This window comes from Methanosarcina sp. 2.H.T.1A.6 (assembly GCF_000979455.1).
Classification (GTDB): Archaea; Halobacteriota; Methanosarcinia; order Methanosarcinales; family Methanosarcinaceae; genus Methanosarcina.
Map to the genome: position 1 here is coordinate 79,068 of NZ_JJOY01000006.1, position 17,142 is coordinate 96,209.

12 protein-coding genes and 1 pseudogene are annotated in these 17,142 nt (G+C 38.4%); 4 read left to right on the forward strand and 9 right to left on the reverse strand.

The window, feature by feature from the left end; genetic code table 11:
- Nucleotides 1–115: 115 nt before the first annotated feature.
- The gene (locus EO98_RS02380; protein ID WP_369799017.1) at nt 116–811 is read right to left on the reverse strand and encodes an undecaprenyl diphosphate synthase family protein; all 696 of its coding nucleotides are present in this window, start codon (nt 809–811) and stop codon (nt 116–118) included.
- A gap of 407 nt (nt 812–1,218) precedes the next feature.
- Between EO98_RS02380 and EO98_RS02385 the strand changes: the two genes are divergently transcribed.
- Nucleotides 1,219–2,505 carry an ATP-binding protein gene (locus EO98_RS02385; protein ID WP_048141610.1) on the forward strand — a complete coding sequence of 429 codons (1,287 nt, stop codon included), beginning with the start codon at nt 1,219–1,221 and terminating at the stop codon, nt 2,503–2,505.
- Nucleotides 2,506–3,760: 1,255 nt separating this feature from the next.
- Here EO98_RS02385 and EO98_RS02390 read toward each other — a convergent pair.
- From EO98_RS02390 to EO98_RS17625, 3 genes and pseudogenes are all read right to left on the reverse strand, one after another.
- Nucleotides 3,761–4,168, reverse strand: a complete 408-nt coding sequence (locus EO98_RS02390) for a DUF1699 family protein (RefSeq protein ID WP_048141607.1) — start codon at nt 4,166–4,168, stop codon at nt 3,761–3,763.
- A 117-nt stretch (nt 4,169–4,285) separates the two neighbouring features.
- On the reverse strand, nt 4,286–4,441 hold the full coding sequence (locus EO98_RS18810) for a hypothetical protein (RefSeq protein ID WP_200895225.1): 156 nt from the start codon (nt 4,439–4,441) through the stop codon (nt 4,286–4,288).
- A gap of 28 nt (nt 4,442–4,469) precedes the next feature.
- Nucleotides 4,470–4,696: pseudogene (locus tag EO98_RS17625) on the reverse strand (DUF1699 family protein); the annotation flags it as partial.
- A gap of 479 nt (nt 4,697–5,175) precedes the next feature.
- On the opposite strand from EO98_RS17625, the gene EO98_RS02395 reads away from it, so the two are divergent.
- Nucleotides 5,176–5,358, forward strand: coding sequence for a hypothetical protein (locus EO98_RS02395; RefSeq protein ID WP_048143809.1), 183 nt, complete (start codon nt 5,176–5,178; stop codon nt 5,356–5,358).
- A 199-nt stretch (nt 5,359–5,557) separates the two neighbouring features.
- Here EO98_RS02395 and EO98_RS02400 read toward each other — a convergent pair whose 3' ends face one another.
- A complete protein-coding gene (locus tag EO98_RS02400) occupies nt 5,558–10,552 on the reverse strand; it encodes a PKD domain-containing protein (protein WP_048141605.1) in 4,995 nt (1,664 codons plus the stop codon).
- 488 nt (nt 10,553–11,040) lie between these two features.
- Between EO98_RS02400 and EO98_RS02410 the strand changes: the two genes are divergently transcribed.
- Nucleotides 11,041–11,976, forward strand: a complete 936-nt coding sequence (locus EO98_RS02410; protein ID WP_304413517.1) for an ATP-binding protein — start codon at nt 11,041–11,043, stop codon at nt 11,974–11,976.
- A gap of 418 nt (nt 11,977–12,394) precedes the next feature.
- On the opposite strand, the gene EO98_RS02415 is transcribed toward EO98_RS02410, so the two are convergent.
- Complete coding sequence (locus EO98_RS02415; RefSeq protein WP_048141601.1) at nt 12,395–12,580, reverse strand: CxxC-x17-CxxC domain-containing protein; 186 nt, start codon at nt 12,578–12,580, stop codon at nt 12,395–12,397.
- A gap of 640 nt (nt 12,581–13,220) precedes the next feature.
- On the opposite strand from EO98_RS02415, the gene EO98_RS02425 reads away from it, so the two are divergent.
- Nucleotides 13,221–14,153: a Fic family protein gene (locus EO98_RS02425; protein ID WP_052734549.1), complete on the forward strand. Its 933-nt coding sequence runs from the start codon at nt 13,221–13,223 to the stop codon at nt 14,151–14,153.
- Nucleotides 14,154–14,718: 565 nt separating this feature from the next.
- Here the strand turns inward: EO98_RS02425 and EO98_RS02430 are convergent.
- The 3 genes from EO98_RS02430 to EO98_RS02440 all read right to left on the reverse strand — a co-directional run bounded on the left by EO98_RS02430 (nt 14,719) and on the right by EO98_RS02440 (nt 16,335).
- Nucleotides 14,719–14,904, reverse strand: coding sequence for a CxxC-x17-CxxC domain-containing protein (locus tag EO98_RS02430; protein ID WP_048134824.1), 186 nt, complete (start codon nt 14,902–14,904; stop codon nt 14,719–14,721).
- A gap of 658 nt (nt 14,905–15,562) precedes the next feature.
- The gene (gene eif1A, locus EO98_RS02435; RefSeq protein ID WP_048134827.1) at nt 15,563–15,895 is read right to left on the reverse strand and encodes a translation initiation factor eIF-1A; all 333 of its coding nucleotides are present in this window, start codon (nt 15,893–15,895) and stop codon (nt 15,563–15,565) included.
- A 257-nt stretch (nt 15,896–16,152) separates the two neighbouring features.
- Entirely contained in the window at nt 16,153–16,335 is a 183-nt protein-coding gene (locus EO98_RS02440; protein ID WP_048134822.1) for a CxxC-x17-CxxC domain-containing protein, read from the reverse strand.
- Between the last annotated feature and the right edge of the window lie 807 nt (nt 16,336–17,142).

Below are 17,142 nucleotides of genomic sequence, written 5' to 3' on the forward strand. Positions count from 1 at the left end.
TTCAGATGGCTCCTATGAAAACAAGACTCGGTTAACAGATTTTCAACTTAATCTGAAAACTGCCCAAAAAAGAAAAAATCAATTTTAAAGGATTGGTAAAAGGCAAGAAAGTCAATTATCCACCCAGCGTAATATCCTGATCTTGATAAAACTCCAGTGCATTGAATAAGTGTTCTGGCTTAAAATCTGGCCACATTTCGTCAACCACGTATATATCCGAATATACCGTTTGAACTGGAAGCATTCCACTAAGTCTGTGTCTTCCTCCCCAACGAATAAGTAAATCTATTCTTGGAATGTCTGCTGATGCAATATTTTCTATCATTTTTTTACTATCTGAAGAGTTCTCAAATGCAGACGTTAAATCCCAATACCAGCCATAATTTACCAAAAAATTTATCCTTACTTTACCTTTCCCAAATTTAGTCCTGTTTGTATATGCAAGTAACTCTTTTGGAAACATGTCCGAATTGGTATTCCCTACTACAAGAAGTTCAGCATCACGTTTTGAAAGTTCTTTAACTGACTTTATACAGGCATCTACAAACGCTTTTCTTTGAATTTGAGGTCTTTTTGTGTTATCCTGAGTGAATCCAAAAAAAGTAATTTCGCATATTCCTGTTTTTACGCATATATCATATAGCTCTAGGCCTGGAACTATTCCATATTTATATCCTTCATGCTTTTCTAAGCCTCTATCTAGAGCCCATCTCCTGTTTCCATCCGGTATTATAGCTATGTGTCCTGGTAGTCTTTTAAATTTAGGTATATCCAGAAAATAACCCCCTATTTCTTTGCTTAAAAATGCTATAAATAATCTTCATTGAACTCAGCTAATGAATTTTATGCGTAGAATTTAGTTGGAAGTCTTACTTTAATCAAAAACCTCCCCCAGAGGAAAAGAATCGCTTAATCTAAAGAAGCCCTGCAAAGTGCCCCTTATAAAGCTGCAAAAATCGCGGGTTTTTCAATTTCGCTTTTCTGAACATTATCTCAACAAACGTGTTCTGGGTAGATTTAAGCAGACCGCCGGCAGGAAAAATATATTTCAAATGAATTGAAAGACAAAATAAGAAATCTCTTTTCTTTGTTAATACCCCGACATCATAAGGCTCAAATTCACTTTCATTTAAATAATCGTCATTATAATGATGATTATGGCTTCAAATATCGTCATTGTAATGAAAGATATAAATACTCTACACCCAAATATTCCCTATGAAACAGCTCATGAAAATGTGGAACCCCTGGTGGACAGAAGGAAAAGTCCCTGCTTCTAAAAAGAGGATCTCACGCCCCGAGACCCTTGAAACAATCCTGAAGCTTCTGGATATCAGGGAGGTTATCTGCATTACCGGGGTCAGGAGATGTGGTAAGTCTACTGTGATGTACCAGGCAATAGATCATCTTATAAGAAAAGGAGTGGAACCTGAAAATATCCTTTACTTCAACCTCGATGAACCTTTTGAAGACAAAAACATAGGACTGCTCGACAGAATATTTGGGGAATACATAGAGCTTCATGTGCCGAAAGGGAGAAAATATATCTTCCTTGATGAAATCCAGAATATAAAGGATTGGGAACAGTGGGTCAAAAAGTTCTATGACCTTTATGGGGAAGATATCAAGTTTGTGCTTACGGGTTCGAATAGCAGTATGCTTTCTGACCAGCTCTCTACTCTTTTGACCGGCAGGATGATCACGCAACATGTGTTTCCCCTTTCGTTTAAAGAGTATCTTGATTTTGAGGGTTTTAAATTAAAAGATCCTGACATTCAGAGAAACGAAATTCTGCACTATTTTAACAAATATCTCTTCAAAGGAGGTTTTCCCGAAGTTGTCCTGGAAGAGGATATGGATATAAACCACCTCCGGCTAACCGAGTACTTCAACAGCATTCTCCTTCGGGACATAGTGGTGGGTCGGAATATCCGGGAAAGTGCAAAACTTATCGAACTTGCGAATTATTCCCTATCAAACATCTCTACCCTCCTGAGCTATTCAAAAATTTCAAACGCAACAGGGCTATCGGTTAACAGCCTTAAAGAATACTTGCTTTACCTGGAACAGGCCTACCTGATATACCAGTTAAACTTCTTTTCATATTCAGTTAAAGATTCAATCTCAATCAAAATGCCCAGGAAGGTTTACTGCATCGACAATGGACTCCGAAATTCAACAGCATTCACCTTTTCTGCCGATGAAGGAAGGCTTGCAGAGAACCTGACATTTGTAGAGTTGAAACGGAGAAAAGTAGAATTCTTTTACTGGAAAGAAAAAAAAGAAGTGGATTTTGTGATAAAAGGTATAGATGGAGCGCTCACAGGTATAAACTGCACCTATACAGATCACATAAGACAGGGAGAAATCAATGCTCTTCTGGAATTCAAGGAACATTTTGGGGAAAAGGTTTCCAGGTTAATCTTGCTCACAAAGAATCTCGAAAAAGAGGAAAATGATATTATCTATGTTCCTCTCTGGAAATGGGTTCTTGGAACCAGATGATTGAAATAGTTTAAAATTCCTGCTAAGGCTATTGGTTCAGGAAGATGATTTAGAGTTACCTAAAAAGGATATAGAAGAATTTTTACCTCGTATAAAGTGATCCATTTTCTGACGAATTCCTTAATCCATAACTCCCCTGAAAAATGTCTCTTGAATCGAAAACTCTCACCAGAGGAAAAGAATCGATTAATCTAAAGAAGCCCGGCAAAATGCCCCTTTTAAAGCTGCAAAAATCACGGGTTTTTCAATTTCGCTTTTCTTAACTTTACCTTAACAAACGTATTCGGGGTAGATTCCAGCAGACCGCCGGCAGGAAAAAATATATTTCAATTGAATTGGAATTATAAGAAGAGGTTTCATTCCAGATTCAGCGGTCCAGTTTCGGATACTTCTGAATACTTAAAACTGGGAAAATGTTTAAAAAATATTAGTGGAAAGACACTAAATATTAGTTTCTAATGAGTTCATGCTTATTTATCTGAATTTTAAATTGCCATGTATCGGTCTCAGAATTAGGAGTTTATAACAGGTAATACCCATTTTACCAAAATTGTGAGAATAGCAAATATAATAATAAGCCAAATTACCCAACCGGGCAAATTTTCGGGTGTGTCAACCATAATAACAGATATTTCTGAATCATATAAAAAGACATATAGATGGACGACTCCAACTTACCTTTTTCGAATCAATTTTGAGTTACTTGGAAAGGATAAAGAGAACTTTTCACCTCTTATTAAGCGATCCTTTTTCGGGCTCCTTTCTTTAGTCTATAATTAACTTGAAAAAGTCCCTTAAATCAAAAAATCTCCCCGAGAGGTAAAGGATCGCTTAATCTAAAGAAGCCCCGCAAAGTGACCCTTATAATACTGCAAAAATCACGGGTTTTTGGTTCACTTTTCTTAACATTATCTCAACAAACGTATTCGGGGAAGATTTAAGCAGACCGCCGGCAGGAAAAATATATTTTAACTTACTTAAAAAAGAGGTTTAAAATAAGAAATGTGACTCAAACCACTTCAGAATTGGCAGATGATTTTTCAATAATATCAATAGTAGAGGCCTTACTGATGTCTAATGATACTGTTATCAACCTCAAGTTCTCGATCTAAAAGTTGAAACCCTTTCAGCAGTAATTTTCCCGATTTTCCTCTAAAATATTAAGTTAGAGATCAGGGACCGGAAGACTCAACCCCTTTCTATCCGATCTAATCTCCAGCAAAACACCTACCAAAATGTTTTATATTATTTGAATTCAGGCAGGAATTTCCTTGTTCAGGATATAATCTACCATTCCAGGGTTCAGCTTGCTTTCCCTTGAAACCTTTTTCTCAATTTCCTCAGTGGATTTACCTTCGATTTTCATTTCTTTAATCTTTTCAATCACTGAAGAGGAAATTGCGTAATATTCGTTTATATCCTTCCTGTGCCCCCAGACATCTCCTTCGATAAGCTGGATTCTCTGCATCTGAAGGAACATTTCTATGGATTTTGAAACTGTACGCATGTAAGATTTAGGTAACTGGATTACCTCAATCTTCGGGCAGGTTTCAACCAATCCAAAGATGTCTTTGTTGGATGGCCGGAAAGCCAGGTGAACAAGGCGCTCATTCGGATTAAGTGTAAAGATCTCTTCTCTGGAACTAACTACTCTTATTCTCATTTTTTTCTCCCCCACTGTTAAGTTCTTTCTTGATTTAAGTTGGTTTTAGTTTTTAATTGCTTTAGATTAAAGGGAATAAGTAAAGAAATTATACTGTTTACGCTGAAACGGAATAATTTATGCAGACATGAACGAGGAAACTTTCTCCCTCTTCACCTTTTTCTGAGCAGCTGAAAGGCATTCAAGTTTACAGTAAATTGCCTTTTCCTCCACATTTTTCAGGACTATAAACTCACTCCCACAAATTGGACATGTTTTTCTTACATACTCCACAAAACATCACCCACTTGGTTTACTTGTTTTTTAAATTCGTTTTGATTGTATTCATATAAGATTTAGGTAACTGGATTACCTCAATCTTCGGGCAGGTTTCTACCATTCCAAAGCTGTCCTTATTTGAAGGCCTGAAAACCAGGTGAACAAGGCGTTCATCAGACCGAGTATAAAGATCTCTTCCCCGGAACTAACCACTCTTAGCCAGGTATCAGCTTCATGTTTCCATTCCCCACTGTTAAGTTCTTTTTTAATTGTGGTTACTATAAACTACATATACTTATTATATATAGTTATCTCATTAAGCTAATATTATTTAGATAGTATTCAGAGAATACTAGTTATATCATATTTGCTGAATGGGCCTAAAAAAGTCATAAACGAAATAAAAACGGGTTTTAGAAATTATATTTTCTATTGATACTTTTAATGGTACTCTATTTCATATCAAAGTTTATTTCAAATACTGACTGAACTATTTTAATCAAAGTTGCGCTGGCGCACCCCGCAACAAGTTAGAGGAGCATTCGATTGAAAAATCAGAAAAAAGCCCTTCACCAGAAAAAATCACTTTGATCTAAAAGATCGACCCTGCAAAGTGCCCCTTTTAAATCTGCAAAATCTCATGGGTTTTTTAGTTATCTTTTCTTAACCCTTTTCTTCAATAAACGTGTTCAGGGGAGATTAAAGCAGACCACTGGCAGAAAAAATATATTTTAACTGAAGTTGAATGAGTGAAGAAAGTAAGTTTATTTAAAGGAATGCCTGAAGCTGAACTTGAGCTGATCCCAAAACTCAAAAATCACTTATTTGAACTCGATTTTGAAATAATTATTGGAGCTGCTGATCAGAAAATTGGTTCTGATACTTATGAGTTTAGAAATAAAAGTTGGTTTTGGGATAGGCTCCTTATATAAACGTAAAAGCTTTATTAAAAATCATACTCTGATAAAAAAATAAATGAAAAGATGGAATAATTCGGCTCTGTAGAAACCTTCCGAAACTACTGATCCTCATCGACTTAAACTGAATGTCATGAATTTATTTATCTATTTTAGCCTCTTGAAGCTGGTATAGATAGGTTTCTACAAAGCTGTTTTTTTCGATCCGGGATATTTACTTACTAACTACAATATATCTGGATCTGGTTTCAGTACTAATACTTCCTGAATTATTTACTGTTAAACTAACCGTATATTGCCCTGTTTTATTGTATACGTGTACAGGATTCTTTTCTGTTGAAGTATTTCGATCTCCAAAAGCCCATTTCCATGAATCAGGTGATCCTGTGCTGTTATCAGTAAAACTGACACCAAGCGGTGCAGCCCCTGAAGTTGGAGATGCAGTAAAGGCAGCGACAAGGGAGTTTGAAACCGCAATATGACCGGTTTTAGACAACGTGTTACTGCCGTTTGCATTACTTGCTGTCAATGTAACAGAGTATAGTCCTGATTTATTGTATGTGTGTACAGCATTCTTTTCTGTAGAAACGTTGCCATCTCCAAAAGTCCATCTCCATGCAGTTGGCGACTCTGTGCTCTCGTCAGTAAAATGAACTGTAAGAGGCATGCTTCCTGAAGTAGGGGATGCAGAGAATTTGGTAACAGGAGTATTTAAAACGCTTGAGACAGCAATATAGCCGGTTTTTGTCAGCACATTACTGCCATCTGCATTACTTGCTGTCAGTGTAACAGAATAAAGGCCTGATTTATTGTATGTATGCACAGGATTCTTTTCTGTTGAATCACTTCTATCTCCAAAAGTCCATCTCCATGCAGTTGGCGATCCTGTGCTCTCATCAGTAAATCTGATAGTAAGAGGCGCTTTTCCTGCAGTAGAAGACGCAGAGAAGCTGGCGACAGGACCATTTAAAGCGTTTGAAACAACAATATAGCCGGATTTTGTTAACGTATTGCTGCCGTCTGCATTACTTGCTGTTAATGTAACAGTGTATCGTCCTGATTTATTGTATGTGTGTGCAGGACTCTTTTCTGTAGAAAAGTTTCCATCTCCGAAAATCCATCTCCATGAAGTTGGCGACCCTGTGCTCTCATCAGTAAATCTAATATTAAGAGGCGCTTTTCCAGAAGTAGGAGACGCAGAGAAACTGGTGACAGGACCATTTAAAGTGTTTGAAACAACAATATAGCCGGTTTTTGTCAACGCATTACTGCCATCTGCATTACTTGCTGTCAATGTAACAGAATATTTTCCGGATTTATTGTATGTGTGTACAGGATTTTTTTCTATTGAATTAGTTCCATCTCCAAAAGTCCATTTCCATGCAGCTGGCGACCCTGTGCTCTTGTCAGTAAAACTAACAGTAAGAGGCATACTTCCTGCAGTGGGGGTTGCTAAAAAAACGGCGGCAGGGACAATAGAGTCTGGATTCGACGTCACAGTACCGCTGTCAGAAACTACAATATAGTTTGATTTTTGCACCTTACTACTGCCTCCGGCATTAGTCGTTGTCAGAGAAACAGTATAATTTCCTGATTTATTGTATTTGTGTACAGGATTTTTTTCTGTTGAATCACTTCCATCTCCAAAAGTCCATTTCCATGCAGCTGGCGATCCTGTGCTCTTGTCAGTAAAACTAACAGTAAGAGGCGCTTTTCCTGAAGTCTGAGATGCAGAAAAGCTGGTAACAGGCGTATCTAAGAAGTTTGAGACTGCAATATAGCCGGTTTTAGACAACGTGTTACTGCCGTTTGCATTACTTACTGTCAATCTAACAGCATATAGTCCTGATTCATTATATGTATGTACAGGATTTTTATCTGTTGAATTGCTTCCATCTCCGAAAAACCATTTCCATGCCGTTGGCGACCCTGTGCTCTGGTCAGTAAAATGGACGGTAAGAGGCGGTTTTCCGGAAGTTGGGGATGCAGAGAATTTGGATACAGGAGCAGCTAAAATGTTTGGGACAGCAATATAGCCGGTTTTTTTCAACGAATTACTGCCTTTTTCGTTACTTGCTGTCAATGTAACAGAATAAAGTCCTGATTTATTGTATGTATGTGCAGGATTCTTTTCTGTTGAAGTATCCCCATCTCCGAAAGACCATTTCCATGAATCTGGTGATCCTTTGCCCTGGTCTGTAAAATCAACAGTAAAAGGAGCTTTTCCTGAAGTAAGAGACGCAGAGAAGCTGGTGACAGGGCCATTTAAAACGTTTGAAACAACAATATACCTGGATTTTGTTAACGTATTGCTGCCGTCTGTATTACTTACTGTTAATGTAACAGAGTATAATCCTGCTTTGCTGTATGTATGTACAGGGTTCTCCCCGGTTGAATGAGTACCGTCTCCAAACGTCCACTTCCTTGAGGTTGGAGCTCCCGTACTCTGGTCGGTAAAACTAACAGTAAGAGGCGATTTTCCTGAAGCTGGAGATGCAGAAAAAGCAGCAACAGGGGCTTCATTCCCGTTTGAAACAATAATATAGCTGGATTTTGTTACTGCACTCTTGTTCCCCGTTTCGTTTAATGTCAACGTAACAGAATATTTTCCTGATTTTCTATAGATGTGTACAGGATTCTTTTCCGTTGAATAAGTTCCATCTCCAAAAGTCCAGTTCCATGAAGCTGGAAATCCTGTGCTCTGGTCAGTAAAACTAACACTAAACGGCGTTTTTCCTGAAGTTGAGGCTGCAGAAAATACTGGCTGTGCCAGAACAGTTACTGTGGCAAATTTCAAATCAGTGCCGTTTGTATTGTTTACTGTAAGCGTTACTTTGTAATTCCCTGCCCTGGAGTAAGTATGTGCTTGATTTTGCTGTGTTGAACCGGATCCGTCTCCAAAGTTCCAGTTCCACCCATCCACATTCTTCGAGAAATCCGTAAACTGGACAGAAAGAGGAGCATAACCGAATGTGAGATTGCTGCTGAAGTTTGCAGCAGGAAGTACTGGTTGTGCCGGGAGAGGACTTATAAACTGACCGAAAGCAACAGGACTGAAACCTGTATTTACCTTGGCTGTAACCTTGTTTGTGGCTGTGTCAATTATAGAGACAGTTTTTCCTAGATTATCGTCGTCGCCGCAGTTCGCTACATATACCTTTGTTCCATCCGGTGTGACTGCAATTCCGTAAGGATTATTTCCGACTTTCAAAGCAGCTATAACAGTTTTTGTTGCGGTGTCAATTACGGAGACATTGTTACTGCGTTGATTTGCCACATATACTTTTGTTCCATCCGGACTGACTGCAACTCCCATAGGCCATTCTTCTACAGGCACCGTGGCTGTAACAGTGTTTGAACTAGTGTCAATTACAGAAATAGTGTTACTTTCACAATTCGTCACATATAGTTTTGTTCCCGCCTGGTTAACTGTAATTCCACAGGAGCCAGGTTCAGCTTTCACAGTCGCTATAACAGTGTTTGTGGCTGTGTCAATTACAGAAACAGTGCTGCTATAACGGTTCGTCACATATATTTTTGTCCCATCCGGTGTGACTGCAACTCCCATAGGCCATTTTCCTGCAGGCACCGTGGCTGTAACAGTGTTTGTGGCTGTGTCAATTACAGAAACAGCGTTGATATCACGACTCGCAACATATAGTTTTTTTCCATCCGGTGTGACTGCAATTCCACAGGGATAGTATTTATCTCCTACATCCACGGTGGCTGTAACCCTGTTCATAGCTGTGTCAATTACAGAAACAGTGCCGCGGCGGCCGTAGTTAGCATTCGTCACGTATATCCTTGTTCCATCCGGGCTGACTGCAACCCCCAATGGGTTAATTCCTGCGGGCACCGTGGTTGTAAAGGTGTTGTTTCCTGTGTTAATTACAGAAACAGTGTTGCTGTTGATGTTCGTAATAAATGCATATGAAGGCGCAGGAGAACCTTTTGGTACAACATTTACTGTAGCAAGCTTTGAATCTGTGCCGTTTGAATTGCCTACTGTCAGGCTAACAGTATAGATTCCTGCTGCAGAATAGGTATGCGTGGGATTCTGCTTTGTTGAACCAGACCCATCTCCAAAGTCCCAGGTCCAACCGGTTGCATTCTCCGATAGATCTGTAAACTGCACAGGTACGGAAAGGAAAACATAATCTGATGTGATGTTGCTGCTGAAGTTCGCTAAAGGATAAACTGGTTGTACCGGGATAGAACCTATAAACTGGCCTGAAGCATGAGGACCGTTTCCTACAAGCATCGTGGCTGTAACGGTGTTGGTAGCAGTGTCAATCACAGAGACGGTGTTACAGAGGTTGATTGTTACATACACTTTTTTTCCGTCCGGTGTGACTGCAACTCCCACAGGATTGGGTCCTACAGGTATTGTGGCTGTAACTTTGTTTGTAGAAACGTCAATTACAGAAACATTGCTGAAATATTTTCCATTATCAGTCACATATGCCTTTGTTCCCTCCGGGTTGAATGCAACTCCAGAAGGGGCTCCCTCGACCTTCACAGTGGCTGTAACGGTGTTGGTAGCAGTGTCAATTACAGAAATGATCCCACTATCGGAGTTCGCTACGTACACCTTGGTTCCATCTGGTGTGACCGCAATCTCCTTAGGACCTTTTCCCACGGATACCGTGCTTATAACAGCTTTTGTGGCAGTGTCAATTATAGAGACAGTGTTGTCGCCTTCGTTTGTCACATATGCTTTTTTTCCATCCGGACTTACCGCTACTCCCGCAGGAGATTTTCCTACATTCACTGTACTTACAACAGTATTTATGGTGGCATCAATTACAGAAACAGTGTTACTGGCCCTGTTTGCCACATATACCTTTTTTCCATCCGGGCTGATTGCAACCCCTTGAGGAGAACGTCCTACAGGCACAGTAGCTTTAACATTATTTGTTGCCGTGTCAATTATAGATACATCGTTACTATGAGAATTTGCTACGTATACCTTTGTCCCACTTGGATTAATTGCAACTCCAATAGGATTGGATCCTACAGATATCGTAGCTGTAACTTTGTTTGTGGTTGTGTCGATTACAGAGATACTGTTACTCTCTTCATTTGCAATGTATGCAAATGGCGAGGCGCCTGCGATACTCACCAACATTAAAAAAGCAAGTACTGTTACCCCCAAAGTTTTATTGAAGGTTTGCCCCCTAAATATTTTATTACATTTCGTTCCTTTCATTTTAGACCCCTTAATATATGGATAATTAAATTTGTTGAGAATTTTGAAAAAACTTGAAATTTGACAGGTTTTTATTACGATAATATAGCAATTCATTGAAGTAAGAGTTTTTTCGGGTTAAGCTGGTTATCATAACCGAATGCGATTATAAGTGAGATTATAAGTGAGATTATAAGTGAGATTATAAGTGTGATTATAAGTGAGACTATAAGTGCAACTATAAGTGCGACTATAAAAATGACTGGATGAATAAGATTCCCCCGAACTACACAAAATAATTGTAAACTATAAGATAATAATCTTTCTTTTATTGGCTTTATAGAAATCCTCCGAAATGACCCTTCTTTATTAATTTTAACTGAATGTCCCGGAATCATTATATCTATTTCTGGCCTCTTGAAGCTGGCATAGATGGGTTTCTACAAAGCCACAAAATTTTGATTATAAAAGTGCTCCTTCTCAATTTGCAAAAATAAGGGAGAAAATACATCTTCCTGGATGAAATCCAGAACATCAAAGGCTGGGAACAGTGGATCAAGAAGTTCTACGACCTCTACGGGGAAGAACTCAAGTTCGTGCTCACGGGTTCGAACAGCTCCCTGCTCTCTGACCAGCTCGCAACTCTTTTGACCGGGAGGATGATCACGCAGCACGTCTTTCCTATTTCCTTCAGGGAATACCTGGATATTGAAGGTTTTGAACTAAAAGACCCCGACGTCCAGAGAAACGAGATTCTGCACCATTTCAACAAATACCTCTTTAAAGGGGGCTTTCCTGAAGTTGTCCTGGAAAAGTATATGGTTATCAATCACCTGCGGCTAACAGAATACTTCAACAGCATCCTCCTTCGGGACATAGTTGTTGGTCGAAAGATCCAAGAAAGTGCGAAACTGATTGAACTTGCAAATTATTCCCTCTCAAACATTTCTACCCTCCTCAGCTACTCAAAAATTTCAAACGCTACAGGACTTTCAATCAACAGCCTGAAAGAGTACCTGCTTTACCTGAAACAGGCCTACCTCATATATCAGCTGAACTTCTTTTCATACTCGGTTAAAGATTCGACCTCAATCAAAATGCCCAGGAAGGTCTACTGCATCGACAATGGACTCCGAAATTCGGTGTCATTCACCTTTTCTGCCGATGAAGGGAGACTTGCAGAAAACCTTGCCTTTATAGAGTTGAAGCGGAGGAAAGTAGAATTTTTTTTCTGGAAAGAAAAAAGAGAAGTGGATTTTGTCATCAAAGGCAGGGATGGAACGCTTACAGGTATAAACTGCACCTATACAGACCACGTAAGAGAAGGAGAAATTAATGCTCTTCTGGGATTCAAAGAGCATTTCGGGGAGAAAGTTTCCAGGTTGATCATGCTTACGAAGAATCTCGAAAAAGAGGAAGATGAGATCAGTTATGTTCCACTATAGAAATGGATTCTGGAAATCGAATAATTGAAATGGCTCAAGTTCCTGATGCAAACCACCGACAGGAAAAAATATGTTAATTGATTCGAAAAGAATTAAGGAGAAACTTTATTTTGAATTCAGCGACCCATTTTCTGACGACTTTCCTTAATCCATAATTCACTTGAAAAAATGTCACTTCAACCCGAAAACAACCATCTCAAGAAAAAATGTGTTGATGAAGTTAAAAAAGCCCCAATGGAGACTTATAGATAAAGCAAAACTTATCGTCTCTGTAAAGTGAGACTTCTCAAGTTGCAAAAGATCACAGGTAAAGAGAAAAAGTAATTCCGGACCTAAGTATATTAAAAAAGTGGAAAAGAAATAAGTGTTGATGTAACTCAGTTAAGTGTTAATGTAAACTCAGTTACACAAATAACACTTAGTATCTGTTTTCTCTGGGTTTCCTGTGGTTAGGAAGACACTCTCTGCAGTAAACAGGTCTTTCTGGGTCAGGTTTGAAAGGCACTTCGGTTTCAACACCGCAATCAGAACAGGTTGTCTTGTGCATTTCTCTGGGAGCGCCGAAATTAGAATTTCCTCTGAAGTTTCTGTCATTAAAAGCCATATTTGTTTCACCTTTGGTTTTAGTTGTTAGATAATTGTTTTAAAATAAGATTGTATAGAACTCTTTGATTAAAAACAAAAATTGGTTTTTAATAACAGATGAGTATACGTCTCTTTATTTATCAACATGCATACATAGCATTTATAATATATAAAGGTATCCATATAAATGAAAGCACACTCATTCAAATGAGAGAACAACTTCCAGACATGATAACTTCCAGACATGGTTTGAAGAGGATATAACAGCCCATTTTCTGAGAGCTCCCGAAAATAGGCTTCGCCTGAAAAACCTGCCATTATAATTTGAAAACAGTTCTCTAAAGCCAAAAATATGATTGATTATCTAAAAAATAGCCTTGAGGGAACCGATATATGAAGTAAATAGCCTTGAGGGAACCGATATATGAAGTGCAAAACTGATAGGGCTGGAAACTACTCTTTCTAAAGCTGCAAAAGGTAATAGGTTTTCGATTTCTCCAAATATCTGCAAAAGGATTCCGGGAAGATTCCAGCAGACTGCCACCAGGAGAAATATATTTCAATTGGATTAACCAGGAAAAAAGATCCAACTATCGGATAACTCAAAAATCTGCCGATACCGATATATAACACAGGATATATATCGGAGATGTAAAATTATGGCCGATACCGATATACCCCTGATTCAAGAAGAACTTCTTGCACGAATAGATGAAAAAATGAAGCGGCTAAACTCCATGAGGCCAATTCCGGCAGATGCTTTAGGAAGGCTTCATGAATATATGAGGTTGGTGCATACCTATCACTCCAATGCAATAGAAGGGAATACACTAACACTCCAGGAAACAAAACTTATTCTGGAAGAAGGGCTGACAATTGGCGGAAAATCACTCAGAGGACATCTTGAGGTGAGCAATAACGCAAAAGCTTTTGACCGGGTGGAAGAGCTAGCACAGAAAAAACACGCTATAGACCATGTTACAATTCAGGAGATCCATGAAATTGTAACCAGAGGTATACTTGAGGATGCCGGAAGATACCGCACCAGAAATATGAGGATAACAGGTGCAGTAAAGACTCCGCCCGATTGGTCGAAGATAGTGGAACTGATGGATGAACTGATTGAAAATATTGCTGAAAGCAAGGAGCATCCCATTAAAACAGCTTCAGCCCTGCATCACAGATTTGTTGAGATTCATCCTTTCAATGACGGAAACGACAGAGTAGCCCGACTCCTCACAAACCTGTATTTGATTGCAAGGGATTATCCTCCTGTTGTGCTCAAAAAAGAGGATAGAGGAAAATACTACAAATCCCTTAAAGCTGCAGATGCAGGAAACCTCGGACCATTTACCAATTTCATTGCAAAAGCCGTGGATGAAAACCTGACCCTGTATCTCTCCATCTCAGGAGGAAACGACGAACTGCTGCCTCTAAAAGAACTTGCCCTGGAAACCCCTTATTCTCAGGAATATCTCAGCCTGAGGGCTAGACAGGGACTCCTTGATGCAGTAAAAATAGGAAAAACATGGCATAGTCCAAAACGTGCGGTTGAGCAATATCTATCCGAGCATGGGAAAAAAGATGTTTGATGTGATTTCATTGGTCATCGGTTAAGGAATTTTCTTGCCTGTATGCTATCGATTTTAGAGCAAAAATTAGTCTCAAATTTCGAACACCGAAACTAAAATCGATACCCTGTTTCAACTCAGATCAATATATGTTTTCGAGATATGTCGCAGAAATAGGGCAATTTACCATGATTCCTCTCTTAGCCAAAGACACATGGATGTTATTTTAAGAAAAAATCCTATTGATACCAGGACTTACGCACTTGAGAGATAAAAATCAAGTACAAAAGACGTTGAAGTTTAATATATTTTAAATAGTTGAAAGTTTAATGCTATTGAGTTCCAGTTCAACCGCGTAAGTCCTGGATACATAAAAAATAGCCCTGAAGAAAATCTATTGATAAAGCAAAACTAATCAGCCCTGCAAAGTGCTCCTTCTCAAGCTGCAAATATTCACAAGATGTAAAAGATCAGAAGTTAAGAAAAAGTAATTCCGGTTTTATAAAGTACTAAAAAAGTGGAAAAGAAATAAGTGTTGATGTAACTCAGTTAAGTGTTAATGTAAACTCAGTTACACAAATAACACTTAGTATCTGTTTTCTCTGGGTGTCCTGTGGTTAGGAAGACAATCCCTGCAGTAAACAGGTCTTTCCGGGTCAGGTTTGAAAGGCACTTCTGTCTCAGCTTTACAGTCTGAACAGGTTGTCTTGTGCATTTCTCTGGGAGCGCCGAAATTAGAATTTCCTCTGAAGTTTCTGTCATTAAAAGCCATATTTGTTTCACCTTTGGTTTTAGTTGTTAGTTAATTGTTTAAAAAAAAGATTGTATAGAACTCTTTGATTAAAAACAAAAATTGGTTTTTAATAACAGATGAGTATACGTCTCTTTATTTATCAACACACATACATAGCATCTATAATATATAAATATATCCATACAAATGAAAGCACACTCATTCAAATGAGAGAACAACTTCCAGACCTTGCTCTGGAACAGATAAAAGTGCTGAAATTCTAATTCTGGCTGATTATGGATAAAGGACAAAGCTTATCGGGCCTGCGAAGTGCTTCTTCTAAATCTAAAAAAGCTTGCAGGTTTTCGAGATCTCAATACCTACAAAAGGCTTAGGGAAAGAGTGAGGCAGACCACCGGCAGGAAAAATATATTCGTATAGAAATAAGAGAGAATAACAAAAATTTCAGCGTCCTTCTTTATTAATAATAAATATAACAGAGTGGAATATAGAAATAAGTTGTCGTTAAATAAGTTGTCGTTAAATAAGTTGTCGTCTATAGGACCTTGTCCGTTTCAACATAGACGCGCTCCTGCAGAAAAGTAAAATATGGATTTCAGGTATCTTTTTCAGACACCTTTTTCAGACACCTTTTTCAGACACCTTTTTCAGGCATCTTTATTCTGATGCCTTTAAATCAGTACTTAATGTAGCCTTTCCGCTCAAGCCATTCAACCTGGGGCCTTGTGTATTTCCAGGTTACTTCGGCTTTGGAGTCCTGGACTTCCCAGGGATTGGCTATAACAACATCACCTTCACGGATCCACATTCTCTTCTTTTTAGACCCCGGAATCCGGCCCATACGGACAATGCCGTCCATACACTGAAGTGTTACCCTTTTCGAGCCAAGTAAACTCGCAACCGTTGCCAGGACTTCATTTCTGTCCTTGCGGGGGGTTCGTACCCTGGATACTTCAGAGGTATCTCCTGAGTTTACTGGTTTTGTGGTTCCTAATTTTCTTTTTCTAATTGTGCTTCTGTAGTTTGCCAAATTAATTCCTCTTTAATGGATTTTTATTTTTGTATAGTTCAATATTGAATAATTAGTACAGGTTCTCATTCTCAATGCTGGTTTATTCTTACTTTCCCCTACCGCACGAGGTGGAAATAAGTAAAGAAACAAAGAGAATAAACCAAAAAAACAAAAAGATGAATCAGGCGTTAATATAAAATTAATTAAAAAAATATAAAATTAATTACAAAATTAACACCCGATGCAGATTATTTTTAGAATTTCCTGTGGTTAGGAAGACATTCCCTGCAGTATACTGGCCTGCCTTCGGTGGGTTTGAACGGTACTTCAGTCTCAACACCGCAGTCAGAACAGGTTACTTTAGTCATCTCCCTTGGTCCGCTGTTACCGCGGAAACCTCCGGAATTTCCCCTGAAATTTCTGTCATTAAAAGCCATTTTCGTTTCACCTCCGCTTTAGCGGATAGTCAATAATTTAAAAATAAGATTGTATAGACCCTTAGATTAAAAACAAAAATTGGTTTTTAATAACAGATTATACGTCTCTTTATTTTCACTACATATACTACACAGTCAAATTATATAAATACATCTATACAAATATGTATACACTCTCTCAAATGAGATGACTCTTTTTAGACATGGATTTCAGAGGAGATAACAGCCCATTTTTTGATAACTTTTGAAACCAGGATTACTTGAAAAATTTTCAATATGATTTGAAAACAGCTATTCCATGCCACAAATCATATTGATTATCTAAAAAACAACCCAGAGGGAAATCTATCTATGAAGGGCAAAAATGATCAGGTCTGAAAATTGCTACTTCTAGACCTGCAAAGGCTCTCAGATTTTTAAAACAGATTCGAGGAATATTGGGGCAAACCGTCGGTAGGAAAAATATATTTTAATTGAATTGAAAAGAGAGGAAGTTTCATTTATTATATAGCAATCCATTGTCGGATATATCCAATGAAAAAAGAATTTGGCTAACAGTTTTTAACTTTAACTCGGAAACAGCACCTCAATGAAGACTTACGATAAGCAAAACTTATCGGCCCTGTAAAGTGCTAATTCTCAAGCTGCAAATCTTCAAAGCTGCAAAAGATTACAGGTAAAGAGAAAAAGTACATTCCGACTATAGTGTATTTTAAAAAAGTAAAAGAATTAGTCCGCTTGAACAAAGCGAAACGGACCTCATGCGGTTGCGATTACATCGCAACTCCCAGGAAATTTCAAATTTCC